Below are 14711 nucleotides of genomic sequence, written 5' to 3'. Positions count from 1 at the left end.
GCCCCCGAGCCGTCCCTGAGTCCACCCCTGAGTCCCCCTCCCCGGCCCCCGGGGTGGACGTCCCTCAGTCGGAGGCGACGAAGAGGGAGAACACGCGGCCGGGACGGCCGACGGGCGTCCAGGAGTCATCGAATCCATCGTATTGAAATACGCTCATGTCCCGAGCCACTCGGAAAACGGTGTCGTCCGTGACCGCGCAGGACGCGCTGTGCTCCCCGATGCGCTGCCAGTTTCCGGCCGCGTCCTGGAATTGATATACGCCACTGAAGTCGGCGGCGGTGGCGAACAGCCCGAAACCTCCGGCGAAGATCTGGAGAATGCCGCGGGGAGGGGCGCCGAGATTGTCCCAGGCGGTTCCGGATCCGGTGTATCTGAACACCGTGTTGTTGAGCGGGTCCGTGCGGTAGACCGTGTCCGCGATCGCGTATGCGCCGCCTTTGGGGCCGATGCGTTCCCACTCGTTCGGGTTGCCGCTGTAGAGGAAGGTGTCACCCTGGAAGTCGGGCATCTGGGCCACGACGCTGAACCCCGCCACATTCAGGAAGCCGGAGTCGCCGACCTTGCTCCACAGCGGCGTGTCGCCGTCGAAGCCGTCGAACTGGAGTATCCGGCTGCCGTCCTGAGGCGTCTTGTAGAGGGTGTCGTCGGAGACGGCGTAGGTCCCGCCGACCTCGCCGACGGAGAACCAGTCGAATGGGGTGCCGCTGTAGCCGAACGCGGTGCCCGTCTCGTCGCCGGTGCCCTCGACAAGGGTTCCCCACCCGCCGCCGAAAGGCCCATGGATGGTGACCGGTCCTCTGATCTGGGTCCAGGAAGTGCCGGAGCCGTCGTACCGGAAAACGCCGTTGACATTGTCGTCGGCGTCAATGGTCACCGCATTAAGAGTGAGGGCCACGGATCTCTCCGTTTCTCGCAGGAAGGACACCCGTGGTGCCAGGTATCACGCTGATCGCAGCATCGCTTCGCGCGGCCGCGACCAGCAACTCCGACACGCATCGGATTTCTAATGACTTGTCCACCGCGAGGCTTTTTTCGCCCAATAACAAGAGCCCTCAGTCGAGCACGTGGGACGTGGCCCTGGCGTAGCGGGCGCGGATCTCCGGGACGGCCGGGGCGTCGTAGGTCTCGGTGTCCTCGGTTCGCCAGTCGGGGGTCGTGAGGAGGGCGGCGGCCTGGCGGGCGGCGCCGTCGGCGACGTACTCGCCGGGCGGCGGCACCGCGATCGGCACGCCGAAGACGGTCGGCGCGACGCGGCGTACGGCCTCAGAGCGCGCCGCGCCGCCGATCAGCAGCACCCGCTCCGGACGGGTGCCGAGCGCGTCTAGGGCGTCGGCGAGGCCGCACAGCATGCCCTCGACGGCCGCGCGGGCCAGGTGGGCCGGAGTCGAGGTGGCCAGCGTGAGCCCGAGGACCGAGCCGGTCGCGGTGGGCCGGTTGGGGGTGCGCTCGCCCTCCAGGTAGGGCACCAGCGTCAGCCCGCCGGCCCCCGCCGGGGCCCGGAGCGCGAGGTCGCTCAGCTCGTCGAGGCCGACCCCGGCCAGCCCGGCGGCCGCGTCGAGGACCCGGGCGGCGTTCAGCGTGCACACCAGCGGCAGGAAGCGGCCGGTGGCGTCGGCGAACCCGGCGACCGCGCCGGTGGGGTCGGCGCTGGGCGTCTCCGCGACCGCGAACACCGTGCCGGACGTGCCGAGCGAGACCACCACGTCACCCGGCCCGGCCCCGATGCCGAGGGCGGCCGCCATGTTGTCGCCGGTGCCCGGCGCGAGCAGCGGCCCCGCAGACGCCGGGTCGCCCGCGCGGTCGGCGGGCCCCAGCACCCGGGGCAGCAGCGGGACGGCGCCGAAGGCCGCCTTGAGCAGGTCGGTGCGGTAGGCGCCGGTCGCCGGGGACCAGTAGCCGGTGCCCGAGGCGTCGCCCCGGTCGGTGGTGAGCAGGTCGAGCGGCGGCGGAGGCGCATCGTGCCAGGCCGCGAGATCGAAACCGGCGCCCGAACTGCCCGGCCCCGAGCCCTTGCCCGAACCGGAGCCGCCGCCCGGACCCGAGCCCTTGCCTGAACCGGAGCCCTTGCCCGAACCCGAGCCGTTGGCCAGGGCGAGCGCGCCCGCCAGCCGCCAGGTCAGCCAGTCGTGCGGCAGGCAGACCGCCGCCGTGCGGCGGGCGTTGTCCGGCTCGTGCTCGGCCAGCCACCGCAGCTTGGCCACGGTGAACGCGGCGACGGGCACCGAGCCGACCGCGTCGGCCCAGGCCCCCGGCCCGCCCAGCTCCGCCACCAGGTCGGCGGCGGCCCGGGCGGAGCGGGTGTCGTTCCACAGCAGGGCGTCGCGCACGACCTCGCCCGACTCGTCGAGGCAGACCATGCCGTGCTGCTGCCCGGCCACGCTGACGGCGGCGACGTCGGCCAGCCCGCCGGCCTCCTCGACAGCCCGCAGCAGCGCGGTCCACCAGTGGGAGGGGTGGATCTCGGTGCCGGCAGGATGGGCGGCGCGGCCCTGTCTGACCAGCGCGCCCGTCTCGGCCTCGCGAATGACGACCTTGCAGCTCTGCGTGGAGGAATCAACCCCAGCGACCAGCGTCACCCGAACTCCTTATGCGTGCTCCCGCGCGAGATGGTTGAGATGGTATCCCCGCTCGGGAGCGACGTTCAGGGGCAATTCGGATGATTCACAACCCCGAGGGGTCGCGGCCGACGCTGATCTCCTCCGCGATCTTGCGGATCTCCGTCACCTCGAGACCTGGAGCCTTGGGCAAGTGGCGCAGCAACGCCTCCATGACGACGGGCACGGGCTGGCCCGCCATCAGCCCGGCGATGCCGTGGACCGTCCGGAACAGTGCCTCTTCGGTGTCGTGCATCGGCAATCCCCTCGTTCGGCTACCGGGAGAGGCTACGGCCTGGCCACGACAGTTCGCTCGCTACCGCTCCAGCGTGTCCCGCACGGCCCGCGACCAAGTCGTTCCCGCGCGTCCCGCACGGCCGGGCGTTCTACCGTTCCAGCGCGCCCCGCACGGCCGGGCGTTCTACCGTTCCAGCGCGCCCCGCACGGCCGAGCAGATCGCGCCGAGCTCGCGGACCTGCTCGGGGGTGAGGACGTCGAACAGGCTCCGGCGCACCTCCTCCACGTGGCCGGGGGCGGCGGCGGCCAGCGTGGCGAACCCCTCGTCCGTCAGGACGGCGAGGTTGCCCCTGCCGTCGGCCGGGCAGCGCTCACGGCGCACCCAGCCGCGCTCCTCCAGGCGGGCGACGGCGTGCGACAGGCGGCTCTGGGAGCTCTGGGCCCTGGCGGCCAGCTCGCTCATGCGCATCGACCGGCCCGGCGCCTCCGACAGCGCCACCAGGATCATGTAGTACGTGTGCGGCATGCCCGCCTCGCGCTGGAGCTGCCGGTCCAGCGCCTCGTTGATGAGCTGGCCGGCGGCCAGGAAGTCACGCCAGGTCTGCTGCTCGTCCGGATCCAGCCATCGGGTCACCCTCTCATTTTAGTTGAACTCTCATATACTCTGACCCGGGAATAACAGGTGAAAGGGGACGACCATGCCGGTCCACAGGCTCAACCATGCGGTCCTCTACGTCCGTGACGTGGAGCGCAGCGTGGCCTTCTACCGGGAGGCGCTCGGATTCGAGGTGGTCATGGGCATGCGCGGCGCCGCGTTCCTCCAGGCCCCCGGCTCCAGCAACGACCACGACCTCGGGCTGTTCGAGATCGGCGCGGGCGCCGGCCCCTCGCCCGCCGGACGCACCGCCGTCGGGCTCTACCACCTGGCGTGGGAGGTCGACACGCTCGACGAGCTGGAGCGCATCGCGGTCACCCTGGGCGAGCTCGGCTCCCTCGTCGGCGCCTCCGACCACGGGACGACCAAGGCGCTGTACGCCAAGGACCCCGACGGGCTGGAGTTCGAGGTCTCCTGGCTGGTGCCCGCCTCGCTGATCACGGACGAGACCCTGGCCGCCAGGTCCGCCATCCGCCCGCTCGACCTGGCCGCCGACAAGGAGCGGTACGGCGCCCAGACCCGGGGCGGGGTAGGGGTGTCGATCCCGGCCTGAAGGTACCGTGGCAGGTATCCGACCGATTTGTTCCGGAGAGGGTCATGCCAAACGATCCGGATCACGTCCTCGACGCCATCGACGGCGTCGTGGACGAATGGGAGACGCTGAGCGCGGACGCCATGCGCTGGGCGCCTCCCGAGCACAAGTCGCCCGACCTGCTGGACGAGGCGACGGAGATCCTCAGGCCGCTGGCCGAGGCGCTCTCCGAGGTGCTGCGGCCGCTCGGCGACTCCATCAACCGCGCGCTGGAACGGCTCACCGACGACGACTGACCGACTCTGACCGACCCTGATCGGGCCCTGACCGGCCCTGACCAGCTCTGACCGGCCCTGACCGGCCCTGACCGGCCCTGACCGGCCCGTCATGGCGCGTACGGGCGCGTAGCGGCTCGTGGCCGTCAGTCGGTTCTGCGGCGGCGGGTGCGGCGGGGGTAGGCCTTGGCCGTCTCGGCCAGCCGGGCCGAGTGCTCGGCCTGCCGGCGCCAGTGGCCGTACGCGTCGCCGCGCTGGGCCAGCCGGTCGAGCTCCCGCATGGTCGTGAGCGGGATGAACGCGGGCTCGGCGTCCCGCCAGGGCGTGCCGGGCAGCGGCATGAACGTGTGCGTGTGGATGCGGGCGCCCAGCTCGGCCAGGTCGCCGGCCAGCACGAGCGACTGGCGCTGGTCCTCCTCCGACTCCCCCGGCATGCCGAAGATGAAGTCGACGTTCGGCCTGAAGCCGTGCTCGACGGCGATCCGGACGGCGTCGCGCACGGGCGAGGTGCCGTGCCCGCGGCCCGAGGCGGCCAGCACCCGGTCGGACCCCGACTGGGCGCCGATGATCAGGTTGTCGTTGGCGACGTACCGCTTGAGCAGCCGCATGGCCTCGGGCGTGACGTGCTCAGGGCGCACCTCGGAGGGGAAGCTGCCGAAGAACACCCGGCCGTGCGGCGGCAGCTCCTCCTTGACCCCCGCCAGCAGTTCCTCCACCGCGCCGAGATCGGGATCAGGGCCCGGCGAGCCGTAGGAGAGCGAGGTCGGCGTGATGAACCGCACGTCCCGCAGCCCCTGCTCGACCATGCCCCTGACGTGCTCGCGCACGCTCGCCACCGACCGGTGGCGGAACTGACCGCCGAACATGAACGGGGTCTGGCAGAACCGGCAGGTGTACCGGCACCCCCGGGTGATCTCGATCGGCCCCTTACGCCCCAGGAACGACGGGAACGCGTCGAGCGGGAGCTGCGGGGCCGGGCGCGTCCTGAGCGCGACGCCGTCGCCGTCCTTGACCGCGAGGCCGGGCACGGTCGTCAGCGGCTCGTCCCGGCGCAGCGCCTCGACCAGGGCGATGATCGTGGACTCGCCCTCGCCGATCGCGGCCAGGTCCCAGCCGGCGTCGATGACCTGCTGCGGCTCGGCGGTGGCGTGCACGCCGCCGGCGATGTGCAGCCCCCGGCCGTCGCTGAGCGACCTGACGGCGGCCAGCTCGGCGGCCATGGCCTCGGCGTCGGGCGAGTAGAACGACCAGAGCACGAGCACCCGGTCGGCCCGGCTCGCCGCGATGTGGGCCGCCGTCTCCTCCGGGGTGACGCCCAGCAGCTGCCGGTGCTCCACGCCCGAGGTCTCCAGGGCGGCGAGCACCGCGTGCACGCCGTACGTCACGGCCTTGCGGTAACGGACCACCACATCCACTGCCAGCGCCACGACCGGCAGCGTAGCTCAGGCGGAGGCCAGCCGCATGGGACGCAGCGCGCCGGTGAGCTTGGCCAGCTCGGCGAGCATGGCGTCGGCGGCGGCGATCATGACGTCGTTGGCCGCCACGCTGCCGTCCTCGGCGATGAACTGCTGGTAGAAGGGGATGTTGACGGCTTCGACCACGGGGATCATCTTCAGCGTGCTGACGACCTGGCGCAGGCCGTTCACCGCCCGGGTGCCGCCGGAGATCCCGCCGTAGCTGACGAACCCCGCCGCCTTGTGCTGCCACTCGTGGTGCAGGTAGTCCAGGGCGTTCTTCAGCACGGCCGTGAAGCTGTGGTTGTACTCGGGGGTCACGAACACGAAGGCGTCGCCACGGTCGACGGTGGCGCTCCACTCCTTGGTGTGGGCGTTCACGTACTGCTTGAGCTTGGGGTGGTTCGGCTCGTCGAGGAACGGCAGGCCCACCTCGGCGAGGTCGACCAGCTCGACGTCGAAGTGGCCGGAGGCGACGGCCCGGCTCCTGAACCACTCGGCGACCTCGCGCCCGGCGCGGCCGGGACGGGTGCTGGCGACGATGATCTGCAGGACCGGCTTGTCCATGGGGTTCCTCCTCAGGTAGTTGATACCTCAACATTATTGAGTAACTAAACATTTCTTAGCAAATGCTAGGATCATCCCCGTGAGCCCCCATTCCGTCTGCGTCCGGTTCCACGTCGCCCTCGAACTGATCGGCGCCCGGTGGTCGGGAGCCGTGATCCACATGATCTTCAAGGGCGCCCATCGTTACGCCGATCTCAAGGCGGCCATCCCCGGCATCAACGACACGATGCTGGCCCGCCGGCTGCGCGAGCTGGAGACGGCCGGGCTCGTCGAGCGGCGGGTGCTGGCCACGTCGCCGGTGCGGGTCGAATACCACCTGACGGAGATGGGCCAGGAGCTGCGTCCGGTGCTCGACGAGCTGGTCACCTGGGCGCACAAGTGGATCACGCTGCCCGAGGAACCGGCCAGATCCGCCTAGCGCGTACGGGCGAGCGCGGGGAGGCGGGCCGGGGTTAGACTCCGGCCATGCACTGGCGACATTGATGAACCACCAGCGGCCGACGCGGCAGGAGCGCGCGCGGGCCTCCGAGGTGCCGAGCACCAGACGGAGTCCCTGTCCGCCCCTTCCGAGAGGGCCGCATGTTCGTCCCCAAGCTTTACGTCTACACGTTCCTCGGCGAGTTCGTCCTGCTCTACCCGGTGTACACGCTGCTGTTCACCGATTCCGGGCTCTCGGTGGCCGAGACGTCCTCGCTGTTCGTCATCTGGTCCGTGACCGGCATGGTGCTGGAGATCCCCTCCGGCGCCTGGGCCGACGCGGTGTCCCGCAGGCTGTTGTTGTTCCTGGGCCCGCTGCTGGCCGGCGCCGGCTTCGCGCTGTGGGTGCTGTTCCCGTCCTACTGGGCCTTCGCGCTGGGCTTCGTGTTGTGGGGGGCCGAGGGCGCGCTCGTCTCGGGCGCCTTCGAGGCGCTCGCGTACGAGGAGCTCGAACGCCGGGGCCTGCAGGGCCGGTACGCCGCCGTCATGGGCCGGGCGCACTCGATCGGCATCGCCGCCGCCGCGTCGGCGATCGCCCTCGCCACGCCCGTGTTCGCGGTCGGCGGATATCCGGCGGTGGGGGTGGCCAGCGTGGCGGCCTGCCTGTTGTGCGCCGCCACCGCGCTGACCCTGCCCGAGCGGCGTCCTGCCCGAGCGACGTCCGCTGATTCGGACGGGCGGTATCTCGCGGTTCTGCGAGCCGGTGTGGCCGAGGCCCGTACTGATCGGAACGTGCTCGAAGCGATCGTCCTGATCTCCGTCGTGACGGCGATCTGGGGCGCGCTGGAGGAGTACGTGCCCTTCCTGGCCGCCGCGACCGGCGCGCCCAGGACGGCCGTGCCGCTGCTCGTCCTGGCCGTCTGGGTCGGGGCGGCGGCGGGCGGCCTGCTGGCGGGGCCCGCCCGCCGCCTGAGCGAGCGGTCGTTCGCGCTGGTCCTGGCGCTGGCGGCGCTGGCCATGGCGGCGGGCGCGCTGGTTCCGCATCCGGCCGGGTTCCTGCTGGTCGCCGGCGCCTTCGGGGCGTTCCAGATGGCCGGCGTGGTGGCCGACACGCGGCTGCAGGAACGCGTCTCGGGCGATCAGCGGGCCACCGTGACGTCGGTGGCCGGCCTCGGGACGAACGTGGTCACCCTGGCCGTCTACACGGCCTACGGCGCGGGATCGCCGTTCCTGTCCCACGGCACGACGTTCGCCCTCCTGATCCTGCCGTACGTGGTCATCGCCCTGTGGCTGGCCCGGGAGCGGGTCGCGCCGATGTGATCCTCTTCGACGCGAACGGGACGCGCTTGGGCAGCGGCGGCGGCTCCTCCCCCTCCTTCTCCGGAGCCGGCGCCCCGCCCCGGCGCGCCCGCCAGCGGGACGGGAACACCGAAGCGGTCAGCAGAATGCCACCGACCACCAACGACCAGGTATTCAGCAATGCCGCGTACGCGTCCAGATAATCGGCGGGAACCAGGTCGAATCCCATTCTCCGGTCGCCTCCCGTGGCGGCCCGCACGACCGTCGCCCCGGCCAGGGCGGTGAATGCCAGGCCGGGCAGCAGCGAGGCGACCGGAGAAATCCGGGAACCGGCCAGGACTCCGATGAGGAGCGCGGTTCCCGCCAGCGCCGCCGTCGCCGTCCAGTCGGGGACGGACTCGGGGACGGACTCGGGGACGGACGTGGTCGCGCGCAGTCCGTACAGAAGACCGGCCGCGATCAACGGGATCGCGGCCACCCCCACCGCGGCCCCGGCGAAATGACGAACACCATTACCCATAGAGAACACCTCCAGGCCCAATACGATACCGACATACCACCAGTTACAACTTTAGGACGAAAAATCTCCATTTGTGGCCGGTGGCCGGAAGGACGGGCATATCGCCTTAATAGGAAATGATTGGTATCTCCTCATTTGTCTGTCAGCCGTTACCGTGACAGAACCCCCCCATCGAGGAGCGGCGGCATGTTTCGCTGTGCAGTGGCAGGCGTCACCCTCCTGGCCGCCTGCCTGGCCACCCCCGCCCACGCGGCGTCCGACCCCGTGATCGAGGCGCTCTCGCGCGACCTCGGCCTCTCGGAGCCCGCAGTGGTCACCCGGCTGGCGAACGAGCGGCATGCCGCCGCCCTGGAGGCTGAACTGGCCACCTCGCTGGGCGACTCCTACGGCGGGTCGTGGCTGACCGACGACGCCTCCGCCCTCGTCGTCGCCACCACCGACCCCGCCAGGACCGCCGCGATCTCGGCCCGGGGGGCGCGCCCTGCCGTCGTGCGGCACTCGCTGTCGGAGCTGGACGCCGTCGTGCGCCGCCTGGACCAGGCCGCCCGCCGCATCCGGACCGGTCCCGCCCTCTGGTACGCCGACGTCCGCGCGAACCGGGTCGTCCTCCAGGTCCCCTCCCCGTCCGGACCGGCCCCGGCCCCGGCCCTGGTGAGGGCGGCGCGCAGCGCGGCCGTCGTGGTGGCGCCGGCCGCCGAGCTGCCCCGCACGTACGCCGACATCATCGGCGGCGACCCCTTCTACATCGGCTCGATGCGCTGCACGATCGGCTTCTCGGTCACCAAGGGCAGCATGCCGGGCTTCGTCACCGCGGGACACTGCGGGCACACCGGCGACCTGGTCAAGTCGCCGGCCGGCACCGTCCAGGGCTCGTCCTTCCCGGGCAACGACTACGCGTGGGTCGCCACCCCGGGGTACACCGCGCAGCCGTACGTCCGCGGCCCCGGTGGGACGCTGGTGACGGTACGCGGCTCGGTCCAGGCGACGGTGGGCGCGTCCGTCTGCCGTGGGGGCCCGACCACCGGCTGGCACTGCGGCACCGTCCAGCAGCACAACGCCACCATCACCTACGCCCAGGGCACCGTGTACGGCCTGACCCGCACCAACGTGTGCGCCGAACCCGGCGACTCCGGCGGACCGTTCATCTCGGGCGGCCAGGCCCAGGGCGTGACCTCGGGCGGCTCCGGCAACTGCAGCACGGGCGGCACGACGTACTTCCAGCCCGTCAACGAGATCCTGAGCGCGTACGGCCTGACCCTCCGCACCGCCTGACCACACCCCGCCCTCTTCCAGGGCCACCCTGGACCTTCGGGAAACTCGTTCGCGCGCTCCCTCCGGGAAATTCGTTCGCGCGCTCCCTTCGGGAAATCCGTTCGCGCGCTCCCTTGGGGAAATTCGTTCGCGCGCCACCGATGAGTTCTCATGCCCGGCCCGGTCTGCCCTCCCGACAGCGGATACCCTCCGCCGCACCGACCACCGGGAGGCACCGATGACGCGCCCCAACCTGAACAGCCTGCTCCTGGCCAGCACCGACCCGGCCCGGCTACGCGCCTGGTACGCCGCCGTGCTCGACCCCGAGTCCGACACCGACGTCACCCATTACGGCGTGCTGACGTTCGGCGACTTCCACCTGATCATCGACACCCGGGCCGACGTGGCGGACAAGAATCCCGAGCCCGGACGGGTGATACTCAACTTCGACGTCCCCGACGCGCGCGCGATCGTCGCCCGGATGGAGGAGGCGGGCGTGTCCTGGCTGGCCGAGCTCGAAGACCGCGAGGGCAGCCTGTTCGCCACGGCGATCGACCCCGACGGCAACTACGTCCAGATCATCCAGCTCAGCGAGGAACACCGGAAGGCGATGTGACGATGTTCGGCAAGACGAAGGCGTTCAGCGGATTCTCCGTCAACGATCTGGCCGCCGCGAAGGCGTTCTACGGCGACACCCTCGGGCTGGAGGTGTCGGAGTCGAACGGCCTGCTCACCCTGCACATCGCCGGCGGCACCGACATCCTGGTCTACCCCAAGCCCGACCACGTCCCCGCGACCTTCACCATCCTCAACTTCCCGGTCGACGACATCGAGCAGGCCGTCGACGCCCTGGCGGCCCGGGGCGTGCACTTCCAGCGCTACGACCACCTGAAGACCGACGAAAAGGGCATCTTCCGCGGCGGCGGCCCCCTGATCGCCTGGTTCACCGACCCGTCAGGAAACGTCCTCTCAGTCCTCCAGGACTGACGCCCGGAAGCCAGGCCTCGGTCCTCCAGGACTGACGCCTGGGAGCCGGGCCTCGGTTCGGCGCCGCAGGAACACCTGCCCCACCCTGCGGCGCCCGCCCCACCCCGGACCGTCCCATCCCACGGCCCCGGCATGACTCACGTTTCCGCAGGCAGACCGCCTCTCGCGTGTCCCACCCTGTCCCACGGACGATGCGCACGACCTCGCCTCCGTGTTCGGATAAGCCCCGTCAGCACGCACCGCTCACCACGTACTGACGAAGGCACGAAGCACCGGCGAGTCCCCGCGAATCCGATCAGAAAAGGCAGTGACCGGACATGAGCCACCACGTCAGCGAGAACGTCCTCAGCATCACGGACACCGAGCAGCAGCAGCGGCCCAAAGCCCGCAGAATGAGGTTCACCCTCAACGGCGCACTCTGGTCACTCCAGGCGTTGTGGGGCTTCTTCTTCGCCGGCAGCGGCTTCGGCAAGGTGCTGCTGTACGACGACGCCCTGTTCGCGACAGCGCCCCGAGCTGTGGCCTGGTACGCGGCTGTGCCGCAGTCCCTGATCGTCTTCATCGGGATCGTCGAGGTGCTCGGCGGCATCGGACTGATCCTGCCGGCGATGACGAAGGTCAAGCCGATGCTGACGCCGCTCGCCGCCGCCGGCCTGACGCTGACGATGATCCTCGCGGCCGGTTTCCACATCCTGCGCGGCGAGTACGAACTGGTTCCCGCCAACATCCTCCTGGGCGCCGTCGCGGCCTTCGTCACGGCCGGACGCTGGAAGCTGCGCCCCATCTCCCCCGCACCCGTCACCACCCGAGGCGTACTCGGCGCGCTCGCCGTCCTGGTCGCCCTGGCCGTGCTGACGTTCGCTCCCACCTGGTACACGATGACCAACGTCCAGTTCTGATCCCTGCGCCGGCAGGCGGAGGGCGCCGGGCGCGAAACCGCGGGGAACAAGACGCCGTGGGCTCGAACCCGGCACCGGCAGAGACTAGATGCAGATCCAGCAATAGATCATCTGCTCTTCCTCTTGCGCCCGTTGAGCAAGACCTCGCAGCCCGGTAAGAATCTCCAGCAGGTATCCAGCGCCCGGTGGCACGTAGGCGAACTCCTCGATCTGCTCCCATCGCTCGACGAGTTCGTCCAACCTGCTGTCCGGGATGCCGGCCAGCGTGTCGCGCACATCCGCAGAGAGCTCTTCGATTCCCGGCCCCTCCTTGTAAGGAGAGTCGTCGGGCAGAGCCTCCCACTCCTCCATCGTCGCCGGAGCACCCTCGGGCGGCGGATAGACGGTGACCGGCCGCACCAGGTCCAAGCTGTACGGAACGTCTCTGGCAAGGGCTATCAGCTGGCCGAGAATCACGTAGGGGTCGATCCACTTGGCCTCCACGGCGTCGAACGTGGCCACCCCCGGGATGGGCTTCTCGACTGCACGTGGGTCATCAGGATTCTCCGCAGCGGCCTGCCTGTTCGCCGCCCGGTAATAGTCGTAGAAGACCCCCATGCGTCCCTCTCGTTCGATCGCCCGGCTTCCATGTTCGCGACAGATTAGGGGATCGTACGTATGTGCGAAAGACGCCTGGACCGCCCGCAACTCTCCCGGCGCTGTGATGTGCCCGCCGGAGGCGTACTTCGCTAGCTTCCTCGCCCGAACGTCGCCGGACCCACTCGCATCCCCTGATTGGCCATGGCGGCGGCAGCGGCACCGCCCAACCGCGTGACAGCATGCGTCCAAGCCGTGGCGGTGGGCTCGTTCAATCGAGGCGTGCATTAGTCAGCAATGGCGACGCTACCGAGCCGGCGATCCCAGTAACGGAAGTTGTGGAAGGACGCCACCGATCGCATTAAGTCCGCCCTCTGGGAATGACGCCCCAATTACAACCCACAGCTCCGCAGAGATTGAAAGAGGCCCTATCCCGAAGATCGGGGAAGGGCCGTTGATTTGACGGAGGATCGGTGATTGAACCCCGGAGAGTGTTGCGATCAAACCGCATTGGCAGCCCGGATCTTGCCTGTCCCGATCGGTTCAACCGGGACCTACGAACGCGACCCGGCTGATCCGCCTGGAACGGCGTGGGACGGTGCTGGATTGCAACTAGGGAGCAGACACCACGGGCGGCATTACCTCGATGATGCGGGCTGTTCCGCTGGGCGGTCGCATCTCGTGCATTGTGATCACGTCACTCGGCTTGACGTGTCGCCAGTGGCCAGGGGTCAAGGGAACAAGTCGCACAGGTGCACACTCTCCCGGTTCCAACGGCGTACGACCTTCCACCCAGAGGAAGGCGATACTGAGCGACAGCTCACCGTCAGGCGTGCGCCGTCCGATATCCCACATGGGTCGAAGCCCTTTACCGGGGAGTATCGGCACCTTGCGGCCTCCCCTCTCGGTAGGCAAGAGGCAGAGCTCAGCCCGGAGAACACCGTTCCGGGCCTCGCCGCACCGCCACTCATACCAGGTGACATACCATTCAAGCCACATCACCCGGGCAGCGTCGGCCAGCAGACCCCAGAACTCGGGCGGCTGGGGGGGCGCGTCGCCGAGTTCCTCCAGCAAAAGAAGGACCATCTCCCATTCACCGTGCTCCAGGTACTCCAGCGCATCGGCGACGCTGGCACCGGCCTCGGTTCGGATGTGAGGGGAGCAGAACTGAGCGGCCTTCAACAGCGAGGAGTCCAGGTCCACACCATTGATTGTGGCAGGCTCTCGAACCCTGACCCTACGGATTGAAGATCCAGGTTGAGCTGTTCCAGATTGCTCAGGTCAGAGGGCCTGCGCGGTCTATCCTGAACGGCTCTGAACGCCTCTGTATTGCAACCCGAACTGCAGCCTCGGCACCCCCTTGGCAGCTCGGCCGGGATGCCAAGGTTATTGTGCATGGACGAGAAGTCAGACCGAGGAGTGAACCAGTGAGCAGGAAGCTGGCTACGGATCCGACGGCTCTCCGAAATGCCGTGAATGATCAACTGCCAGGCTGGGCGGGCGCGTGGGCCAGCGGGGCTACTTCTGTTGACGGGCTTCTCCGGTGGATTGTCGCTGATCTCGACCGGATGCCGGCGTTGAGCGTTCATGATGCCGAGTTCCGGCATTACGGCTCTGGATATGCCTCCTTCGTTGATGTCTTCATCACCAAGCGCGACGGATCGATGCGCCAATCCGAGAACGGCTGGACGAACGTTGAGGGGTTGCCCCTCGTGCTGTCCCGGCTCGCTCCACTGGCAGCACTCTTCAAGCCCGACATCCAAGCTTCGGGGCCGAGTGGTGCCGGTAGTCGCGGCATGCCGGAGCTGTCGCTGGTCACGGATACTGCTCTTCCGAGTTGGGAGGAGGAGTATCGGCAGATTCACCAGGTGCTCGATCGACACGACATCGCCCTGCTCGATTCTCAGGTCCTCAGCTTGCCGTTAGAGGCCGAGCTTCGGCCCGAAACAGTTCTCGGCAGGCCGCCGTACAGGGTGTTCGATGCTTGGTTCCACTGGATGGATTGAGACATCGAGTCCGCGCCCTCAGCTTGGGAAGTCTTTCAACGCCACTGGCCTGATCTGCCAAAACTGTGACCCGCACGCATGCCGGCCGAGTGCCCGTGCGTGCCCGTTATTCCCCTGTTGACTGCCGACCGTACGGGCACGCAACGAGCACGCGCCACAGCTCGATGTCAAAACGGAGCCTCAACTCCGGCGTCAGGCGATCGTGAGAGCGGCATCTGAACGAAGGTGGAGTGTGCACGGTCGACAGGCCACGGTGGTTTCGACGAGTGAGGTGGAACCTACCCGGCGAAAGTGGTTGGGCAGTTGGATTACACGCCGGACGACATCGCGCTCCGGGGCGGAGCTGAGGAACGGGGGTGGCTGGGCAAGGATGCGGGCATCGGCGATGAGATCAATCGGCGCCATGGCGCTCCACGCGGGCGCCGATCTGACGCAGAGAGCA

18 protein-coding genes are annotated in these 14711 nt (G+C 69.3%); 9 read left to right on the top strand and 9 right to left on the bottom strand.

Annotated features, from left to right (window positions below):
* Nucleotides 1–64: 64 nt before the first annotated feature.
* From ACFYYW_RS23760 to ACFYYW_RS23745, 4 genes are all read right to left on the bottom strand, one after another.
* Nucleotides 65–874, bottom strand: coding sequence for a hypothetical protein (locus ACFYYW_RS23760; RefSeq protein WP_387651533.1), 810 nt, complete (start codon nucleotides 872–874; stop codon nucleotides 65–67).
* A 178-nt stretch (nucleotides 875–1052) separates the two neighbouring features.
* Nucleotides 1053–2576, bottom strand: a complete 1524-nt coding sequence (locus ACFYYW_RS23755) for a xylulokinase (protein WP_387651531.1) — start codon at nucleotides 2574–2576, stop codon at nucleotides 1053–1055.
* 85 nt (nucleotides 2577–2661) lie between these two features.
* On the bottom strand, nucleotides 2662–2850 hold the full coding sequence (locus ACFYYW_RS23750) for a hypothetical protein (protein ID WP_352318071.1): 189 nt from the start codon (nucleotides 2848–2850) through the stop codon (nucleotides 2662–2664).
* Nucleotides 2851–3015: 165 nt separating this feature from the next.
* Entirely contained in the window at nucleotides 3016–3465 is a 450-nt protein-coding gene (locus ACFYYW_RS23745; protein ID WP_387651529.1) for a MarR family winged helix-turn-helix transcriptional regulator, read from the bottom strand.
* A gap of 64 nt (nucleotides 3466–3529) precedes the next feature.
* Between ACFYYW_RS23745 and ACFYYW_RS23740 the strand changes: the two genes are divergently transcribed.
* A complete protein-coding gene (locus tag ACFYYW_RS23740; protein ID WP_352318075.1) occupies nucleotides 3530–4039 on the top strand; it encodes a VOC family protein in 510 nt (169 codons plus the stop codon).
* Nucleotides 4040–4083: 44 nt separating this feature from the next.
* Nucleotides 4084–4314 carry a hypothetical protein gene (locus tag ACFYYW_RS23735; protein ID WP_352318077.1) on the top strand — a complete coding sequence of 77 codons (231 nt, stop codon included), beginning with the start codon at nucleotides 4084–4086 and terminating at the stop codon, nucleotides 4312–4314.
* 125 nt (nucleotides 4315–4439) lie between these two features.
* On the opposite strand, the gene ACFYYW_RS23730 is transcribed toward ACFYYW_RS23735, so the two are convergent.
* Both ACFYYW_RS23730 and ACFYYW_RS23725 read right to left on the bottom strand, forming a co-directional pair.
* Complete coding sequence (locus tag ACFYYW_RS23730) at nucleotides 4440–5720, bottom strand: TIGR04013 family B12-binding domain/radical SAM domain-containing protein (RefSeq protein WP_387651527.1); 1281 nt, start codon at nucleotides 5718–5720, stop codon at nucleotides 4440–4442.
* A gap of 15 nt (nucleotides 5721–5735) precedes the next feature.
* Complete coding sequence (locus tag ACFYYW_RS23725; protein ID WP_352318081.1) at nucleotides 5736–6314, bottom strand: NAD(P)H-dependent oxidoreductase; 579 nt, start codon at nucleotides 6312–6314, stop codon at nucleotides 5736–5738.
* Between the two features lie 79 nt (nucleotides 6315–6393).
* Here ACFYYW_RS23725 and ACFYYW_RS23720 point away from each other — a divergent pair, with 79 nt between their 5' ends.
* The gene (locus tag ACFYYW_RS23720) at nucleotides 6394–6732 is read left to right on the top strand and encodes a helix-turn-helix domain-containing protein (protein WP_352318083.1); all 339 of its coding nucleotides are present in this window, start codon (nucleotides 6394–6396) and stop codon (nucleotides 6730–6732) included.
* A 161-nt stretch (nucleotides 6733–6893) separates the two neighbouring features.
* On the top strand, nucleotides 6894–8051 hold the full coding sequence (locus ACFYYW_RS23715) for an MFS transporter (RefSeq protein WP_387651524.1): 1158 nt from the start codon (nucleotides 6894–6896) through the stop codon (nucleotides 8049–8051).
* Here ACFYYW_RS23715 and ACFYYW_RS23710 read toward each other — a convergent pair.
* Entirely contained in the window at nucleotides 8008–8571 is a 564-nt protein-coding gene (locus ACFYYW_RS23710) for a hypothetical protein (protein ID WP_387651522.1), read from the bottom strand. The two genes, ACFYYW_RS23715 and ACFYYW_RS23710, sit on opposite strands and share 44 nt — an antisense overlap.
* Before the next feature lie 165 nt (nucleotides 8572–8736).
* Here ACFYYW_RS23710 and ACFYYW_RS23705 point away from each other — a divergent pair, with 165 nt between their 5' ends.
* The 4 genes from ACFYYW_RS23705 to ACFYYW_RS23690 all read left to right on the top strand — a co-directional run bounded on the left by ACFYYW_RS23705 (nucleotide 8737) and on the right by ACFYYW_RS23690 (nucleotide 11687).
* On the top strand, nucleotides 8737–9822 hold the full coding sequence (locus tag ACFYYW_RS23705; protein WP_387651519.1) for a S1 family peptidase: 1086 nt from the start codon (nucleotides 8737–8739) through the stop codon (nucleotides 9820–9822).
* Nucleotides 9823–10039: 217 nt separating this feature from the next.
* Nucleotides 10040–10417 carry a VOC family protein gene (locus ACFYYW_RS23700; RefSeq protein ID WP_352318091.1) on the top strand — a complete coding sequence of 126 codons (378 nt, stop codon included), beginning with the start codon at nucleotides 10040–10042 and terminating at the stop codon, nucleotides 10415–10417.
* A 2-nt stretch (nucleotides 10418–10419) separates the two neighbouring features.
* Entirely contained in the window at nucleotides 10420–10788 is a 369-nt protein-coding gene (locus ACFYYW_RS23695) for a VOC family protein (protein ID WP_352318092.1), read from the top strand.
* A gap of 317 nt (nucleotides 10789–11105) precedes the next feature.
* Nucleotides 11106–11687, top strand: a complete 582-nt coding sequence (locus ACFYYW_RS23690) for a DoxX family protein (protein ID WP_387651516.1) — start codon at nucleotides 11106–11108, stop codon at nucleotides 11685–11687.
* A gap of 84 nt (nucleotides 11688–11771) precedes the next feature.
* On the opposite strand, the gene ACFYYW_RS23685 is transcribed toward ACFYYW_RS23690, so the two are convergent.
* Both ACFYYW_RS23685 and ACFYYW_RS23680 read right to left on the bottom strand, forming a co-directional pair.
* Entirely contained in the window at nucleotides 11772–12284 is a 513-nt protein-coding gene (locus ACFYYW_RS23685; protein ID WP_387651513.1) for a hypothetical protein, read from the bottom strand.
* Between the two features lie 591 nt (nucleotides 12285–12875).
* On the bottom strand, nucleotides 12876–13466 hold the full coding sequence (locus tag ACFYYW_RS23680) for a hypothetical protein (protein ID WP_387651511.1): 591 nt from the start codon (nucleotides 13464–13466) through the stop codon (nucleotides 12876–12878).
* A gap of 224 nt (nucleotides 13467–13690) precedes the next feature.
* Between ACFYYW_RS23680 and ACFYYW_RS23675 the strand changes: the two genes are divergently transcribed.
* Complete coding sequence (locus ACFYYW_RS23675; protein ID WP_387651508.1) at nucleotides 13691–14269, top strand: hypothetical protein; 579 nt, start codon at nucleotides 13691–13693, stop codon at nucleotides 14267–14269.
* Nucleotides 14270–14711 lie beyond the last annotated feature (442 nt).

Source organism: Nonomuraea sp. NPDC001831, assembly GCF_042892035.1.
In the GTDB taxonomy this organism is placed as follows: Bacteria; Actinomycetota; Actinomycetes; order Streptosporangiales; family Streptosporangiaceae; genus Nonomuraea.
This window is presented reverse-complemented; position numbering and strand designations above follow the sequence as displayed.

Excerpts from the sequence above, each read along its gene's own strand:
- ACFYYW_RS23750 (WP_352318071.1), bottom strand. The coding sequence starts at position 2,850 with ATGCACGACACCGAAGAGGCACTGTTCCGGACGGTCCACGGCATCGCC.
- ACFYYW_RS23740 (WP_352318075.1), top strand. The coding sequence starts at position 3,530 with ATGCCGGTCCACAGGCTCAACCATGCGGTCCTCTACGTCCGTGACGTG.
- ACFYYW_RS23735 (WP_352318077.1), top strand. The coding sequence starts at position 4,084 with ATGCCAAACGATCCGGATCACGTCCTCGACGCCATCGACGGCGTCGTG.
- ACFYYW_RS23725 (WP_352318081.1), bottom strand. The coding sequence starts at position 6,314 with ATGGACAAGCCGGTCCTGCAGATCATCGTCGCCAGCACCCGTCCCGGC.
- ACFYYW_RS23715 (WP_387651524.1), top strand. The coding sequence starts at position 6,894 with ATGTTCGTCCCCAAGCTTTACGTCTACACGTTCCTCGGCGAGTTCGTC.
- ACFYYW_RS23705 (WP_387651519.1), top strand. The coding sequence starts at position 8,737 with ATGTTTCGCTGTGCAGTGGCAGGCGTCACCCTCCTGGCCGCCTGCCTG.
- ACFYYW_RS23700 (WP_352318091.1), top strand. The coding sequence starts at position 10,040 with ATGACGCGCCCCAACCTGAACAGCCTGCTCCTGGCCAGCACCGACCCG.
- ACFYYW_RS23695 (WP_352318092.1), top strand. The coding sequence starts at position 10,420 with ATGTTCGGCAAGACGAAGGCGTTCAGCGGATTCTCCGTCAACGATCTG.
- ACFYYW_RS23690 (WP_387651516.1), top strand. The coding sequence starts at position 11,106 with ATGAGCCACCACGTCAGCGAGAACGTCCTCAGCATCACGGACACCGAG.
- ACFYYW_RS23685 (WP_387651513.1), bottom strand. The coding sequence starts at position 12,284 with ATGGGGGTCTTCTACGACTATTACCGGGCGGCGAACAGGCAGGCCGCT.